A 6,000-nucleotide genomic window follows, 5' to 3' on the forward strand; every position below is an offset into this window, starting at 1 on the left:
GGATTACATTTGATATAGCTAGTTAACAATAGTAAATTACTGTACTGTAAAAGAGTTTTAAGGTAGATGTTATTTTATGAAAAAAATTACTTGGAATTTTTTATATGAGTTTAGCTATAACATTTATTTCATTGGGATATAGTCTAAAAAATAAGGAAAAATAATTAGTATATTAGAGTTTTGACTAGATAATTATGACATATTTTTAATAAAATGTGCAATAAATTATAGTCTACTTAAACTCATGTAGTCTATGAATAAAATAAACTATGACAAGAGGTATAATACCTTGTACATATAATCAGGAGTGTTTTAAAATGCCAGAAAATATAATTAAGAACTTTATATTAAATGCTTGTTATGAAGATACAAAAAGATATATTGTAAATAACAACTATCCTTCTATAGATGAATATGAAAAAGATCAATGGTCGTATATAGTGGAAATATTGATAATTGCAATAAAATCTCTAGTTCCTAATATACAAAAAGATGGAAATATAATTCAATATGATAGATTCGAAAAAGAGCTAGATCTATGGAGATTTTATAAGCATGGATATAATAATTCCTTAAAAGAATTAGTTAATAAGACTTATAAAAATTACTGGGAAAATTCAGATGATAGTATATACAGTAGAATAATACCTATAGTATTTGCAAATGAAAACTGGAATGTTATAAAAGAAGAAATAATAAAAAATATATTATACTCTACAGGGAGTATAGAAGCGTTATTAGAAGGAGTTGCTTTATCTAAATTTCTTTATACTATAATAACATATAAAGATTATTGTTATGAACAAATAATAGATGAAATAAAACAACAGATAATAAAACTTTCCATAAAAGAAATTTTAGAAAATGACTATTATAAAATAAGTATAAAAGAATATCCAGGAAACTATATTATAGAATTTGAAAGATCTCGAATAGACTTGTTAAACATATTAAATAAAGTATCTAATAAAGATAAGTTCAATATATTAAAATATAGTATTGATTTGATAGAAAAAGATTCTTTAGAAAAGGTTGATATTAATAACTTTTTTATATCTGGATTAAGAGGAACTTTAGAAAATAGCGTTATGACACATAATATAAAAGATAAAGATTTTATAAATAATTTATGTACATATTTATTTAAACTAAGAAAAGGAAGAATAGATCCTAAGGCTCTTAATATAAGAGATAGTAATTCACAAAATATTTTTGAGTATAAAAAAGGAGATGTATTTAGTCATATACTTTTAAATAAGTGCTTAGTTTTACATAAGTCTGAAACTGATAAACTTACTTTAAGCTATATAAAAACTAAGTCAGGAATTTATAGATTTATCAAATTTAAATAAAAAACTAAAAAAACGGCTTTAATATTAAAGCCGTTTTTTATATTATGGCTTTCCTTAAGTATTCAATAAATTCATCTTCTGTACTATCAGCAAGCTCACTTAATTCTTTAACAATACTGTCTTTTAAACTTATAAAAGTATCTATATTAGTATTTTTACCTGTGTATTCAAGTGCTTCTAATATCATAAGCATATCTTCTTTAGATATTTCAGATATAGAAATTCTTTCAAATTCTTGCACTGTCAAATCAACCTCCTTCACAATATAATGATACTATAAATATTTCTATAATAAAATATAAATACCTTTACAATTTTTCAAAAAATAAGAAAATCCAACAAGCGTTAATCATATTATGTTGACTTTAATACAAATTTGTTGAATATAGAACTTAGTATAGATTAAAAGAGTATTTATATATAAGGAAAAGCACATGATGGAGGTAGATTATGGACTATAATTTTAATAAAACTGTAACTGGAATCTATCCTTATGACAGGAAAAAAGCATATTTATATGCTGCTAAGTGGGCTTTTAGTAGAAATCCAGAATATTATGATTTTGAAAACTTAGGAGGAGATTGTACTAACTTTATTTCTCAAGCATTACATGCAGGGGGATGTCCCATGAATCATACAAGAGACACAGGATGGTATTTCTATAATTTAAATAATAGAGCAGCTGCTTGGACAGGAGTAGAATTTCTCTATAGATTCCTTATGAACAATAAAGGAAGAGGACCTATAGCAAGGTTATGTAAAATTGAAGAATTAGAGGTAGGAGATATAATACAACTAAACTTTGAAGATGATAATATATTTAATCATAGTTTATTAGTTGTTAGAATAGAACAACCTATTAATCATGATAATATATTCATATCAACTCATACCGATGATAGATTTGACTATCAACTCTCTAATTATTATTATAATGATATAAGGTATATCCATATCGAAGGATATAAATACTAAATTATGATTCGAGATGCCTTAGATTAAAGGCATCTTAATATTTTAAATAAATATTAAAATAAGTTCATAAACATATAATTTTGGATATAATTAAATAATATAACCCTTAGAAAGAAGGAAATATAATGAATATTTTAATTACTACATTAAATTCAAAGTTTATACATACGTCTCTTTCAATTAGATATTTAAAAAGTTATTCTGAGAGTGAATTTCCTAATATTGATATAGAAGAATACACTATAAATCAAAGTGTAGATTATATTACAGGTGAAATATTCAAGAAAGAATGCGACATAGTAGCTTTTTCTTGTTATATATGGAATATAGAAAGTACACTAGAGATATGTGAAAGATTGAAAATAGTAAATCCTGATATAAAAATAATATTAGGGGGACCTGAAGTATCTTTTGATAGTGAAGATATAATGAAAAGATACGAATTTGTTGATTTTGTAATAGACGGAGAAGGCGAAGAAACTTTTAAAGAACTACTAGTATGTATAAGAGATAGAAAAGATTTGAATAAGGTTGAAGGGATAGTTTTTAGAGATGGACAAGATATAATTAGAACACCTTTAAGGCCACTAATACAAAACTTAGATGATATACCTTCTCCATTTGAAGGAGATTTAAGTGAATACAATAATAAGATAGTTTACTTTGAAAGCTCAAGAGGCTGTCCATTCAATTGTAAATTTTGTCTTTCTTCAACTATAAAAGGGGTTAGATATTTTTCAATAGATAGAGTTAAAAGTGACTTAAAAAAGCTAATAGATGCAGAAGTAAAACAGGTAAAATTTGTTGACAGAACATTCAATGCTAGAAAAGAGTATGCAATGGAAGTAATGAACTTTATAATAAGCGAAGGTGTTAGTAATACTAACTTTCATTTTGAAGTTACAGCAGATTTATTAGATGAGGATATTATAGAGTTTTTAAAGAATATAAAAGAAGGATTATTTCAGTTTGAAATAGGAGTTCAGTCTACTAATCCTAGAACTTTAGATATAATTGATAGGAAAACTGACTTTAAGAGACTTAGTGAAGTTGTTACTGAAATTAAAAGTTTCAAAAATATTCACTTACATTTAGATTTAATAGCAGGACTTCCTTATGAAGGTTATGATAGCTTTAAAAAATCATTTAATGATGTTTATGCATTGAATCCAGATAAATTGCAACTAGGATTTTTGAAGCTTTTAAAAGGCTCTCAACTAAGAATAGACGGAGAAAAATATGGTTTTAAGTTTATTGATAAGCCTCCTTATGAAATACTAGAGACTGAATATATGAGTTATGGTGAAATGCTAAAGCTAAAAACTATAGAAGATTTGGTTGAAAAGTATGGAAATGAAGGATATTTTTCAAATACAATAAGGTATATAATAAACAATTTTTATGAGAGTCCCTTTGATTTCTATGAGAACTTTGCAGAATATTGGGAAGTAAAAGAGCACCATAAGGTATCTCATAATAGGACTAGTCTTTATAAAAAACTTTATGAATACTATAAGGAGGTTATAAACGAAGATAATGGTCTATTTGTGGATGTACTTAAACTAGATTTTTTAATGAATTCAGGGAAATCTCCTACTTTACCATCTTTTATGAAAAAAGATGATACAGATTATTTAAAAACTGCAAAACACGAATTTTTAAAAGATGAAAAGAATATAGAGTCATATCTTTGTGAATTTAGAAATACTCCTGTAAAAAAAATAATAAATCAAATTCACATAGAAGAATTTAATTTTGACGTTTTAGATTTGATAGAGAAAAGTTATGATAAAAACTTTATAATTAAAGGAAATAAAGTCCTATTATTTAAATATAACAATGAAGATAAGATTGCAATTAATAAATGTAAAGTGTTTAATATAACTGATAATTTTAAAAACTAATATAGGTGGGGATGTTTAACTATGAAAAGGTTAGATGAATACTTTAAGAAAAAAACAAAGAACTTATCTTTTATAGAGATAAAGCCAAACTCTTATGTAGATATAAAAGGGTATAAAGTAGGTCCAGAAACTCCACTTCCTTTGGTATTGGACGAACTAGTGAAAGAAATACAAGAAGGAAAAGCACAAGATGAAGTTAACTTTGCAACAGTTATAAACGGAATAATATATACTATAGGGGTTGATCCCAAGTTTAAACATTTAGAAGAATATAAGAAAATACTTTATAATTATGATTTTAGAATAGAAGAGTTTATTTTGTATAATGGATTGAAGAAAGTTAACGAGGGACATTTGGAAGATGGATTAGTATGGTTAAGAGCACTATACATTATTAATAAAAGAAATCTTATGGGATCATATAACTATGCACTTGCACTTGGGGAAAGAGCAAAAGAAGCATATACATTAAAAGATAATAATTTAGGAGATGTGTTTTTAACTACTTCAACGAGTATAATGGAAGAGATACTAGACATGGATCCTAACTTTAGCTTAGCATATTACAAACTTGGATATCATTATAAAACTTACAAACAATATAAAAAAAGTCAGCTTATTTGGCAAAAATATTTGAGATTAGGCGATGATGAGGCGTTACTACAAGATGTAAGAGATAGCTTAGAAGAAATAGAAGATGACGTAATATACGAGGAAGGATATAATGAGATATTAAATGGAAGACCAGACATAGGACTTGAGAAGCTATTACCATTATCAGAAAGATATAATAATTGGTGGAACTTACACTTTATGATAGGTCTAGGATACAGACAGTTAGGAGAATTCCAAAATGCTAAGTTACACTTTCAGAAGGTTATAGAGGTGAATCCTAAACAAGCTGATGCATTTAATGAACTAGGATTATGTTTAGCATATATGGGTAATTTTGAAGATGCTATAGAGAGCTTTTCAAAAGGAATAGATTTAAAACCTAATGATTACGAAATTATATGTAATAGAGGAATGGCATATATACAAGTAAATGATATAGAAAATGCTAAAAAGGATATAAATAAAGCATATAATATAAATCCTAATGATGAAATAACTATAGCTTGTAAAAATGAACTAGAAAAATATATGTAGATTTAAGAATATATTAATCACTTAACTTAATAATTCTAAAACTAATCATTAAGATAGATAAGATTAATGAAATATATCATAGATATAATACGATAAGACTTTAAAGTCTTATCGTATTTTTATTATTAGTAAGACTATAGGAAAACTAAATTACTAAAGATAAATACTTTGATATTTAATAAAAATTAAGAAGAGATATAAAATATATAAGAGAATAGTTATTGAAGAATATGAATAAGATATAAGGATAATAGAGCCTATTTCCAAATAAAACTTAAAGAATTATGATAAATTTATATAACAGAGATTAATTTAGTTATAATAAATAAAAGCATGAAAGATAAAGAATAATAAGTATAAATTAAAATAAAGTATGAAAATGATATTTGATATAAAATTCTAAACATGTTATATTGAATGAGTCGTCGATAATAGACGACAAAATGTGAGAGAAATCTTACAATGGTTTATCTCTAAATTTTACTTTGATATCATACAAAAGTATTGACAAAGATGAAAAAATATGATAAAGTGATTAAGCGAGTTTGAACTTTGAAAATTGAACAGTGAAAAGCCAGTTAATTCCTAGAATAACTGAAATAAATAAAACTCAACTTTAG

5 protein-coding genes are annotated in these 6,000 nt (G+C 25.2%); 4 read left to right on the plus strand and 1 reads right to left on the minus strand.

Features of this window, described 5'->3' with window-relative positions:
* Nucleotides 1–317 precede the first annotated feature (317 nt).
* Nucleotides 318–1,352 (plus strand): hypothetical protein, encoded by a 1,035-nt coding sequence (locus CLPU_RS13590; protein WP_050356215.1) that lies wholly within the window; start codon nucleotides 318–320, stop codon nucleotides 1,350–1,352.
* Nucleotides 1,353–1,389: 37 nt separating this feature from the next.
* On the opposite strand, the gene CLPU_RS13595 is transcribed toward CLPU_RS13590, so the two are convergent.
* Nucleotides 1,390–1,593, minus strand: a complete 204-nt coding sequence (locus CLPU_RS13595) for a hypothetical protein (protein ID WP_050356220.1) — start codon at nucleotides 1,591–1,593, stop codon at nucleotides 1,390–1,392.
* 209 nt (nucleotides 1,594–1,802) lie between these two features.
* Here CLPU_RS13595 and CLPU_RS13600 point away from each other — a divergent pair, with 209 nt between their 5' ends.
* The 3 genes from CLPU_RS13600 to CLPU_RS13610 all read left to right on the plus strand — a co-directional run bounded on the left by CLPU_RS13600 (nucleotide 1,803) and on the right by CLPU_RS13610 (nucleotide 5,380).
* Nucleotides 1,803–2,327, plus strand: a complete 525-nt coding sequence (locus CLPU_RS13600) for an amidase domain-containing protein (RefSeq protein ID WP_050356216.1) — start codon at nucleotides 1,803–1,805, stop codon at nucleotides 2,325–2,327.
* A 125-nt stretch (nucleotides 2,328–2,452) separates the two neighbouring features.
* Nucleotides 2,453–4,231 carry a B12-binding domain-containing radical SAM protein gene (locus CLPU_RS13605; protein ID WP_050356217.1) on the plus strand — a complete coding sequence of 593 codons (1,779 nt, stop codon included), beginning with the start codon at nucleotides 2,453–2,455 and terminating at the stop codon, nucleotides 4,229–4,231.
* Nucleotides 4,232–4,252: 21 nt separating this feature from the next.
* Nucleotides 4,253–5,380, plus strand: a complete 1,128-nt coding sequence (locus CLPU_RS13610) for a tetratricopeptide repeat protein (RefSeq protein WP_050356218.1) — start codon at nucleotides 4,253–4,255, stop codon at nucleotides 5,378–5,380.
* Nucleotides 5,381–6,000 lie beyond the last annotated feature (620 nt).

The organism is Gottschalkia purinilytica (assembly GCF_001190785.1).
GTDB classification, from domain to species: domain Bacteria; phylum Bacillota; class Clostridia; order Tissierellales; family Gottschalkiaceae; genus Gottschalkia_A; species Gottschalkia_A purinilytica.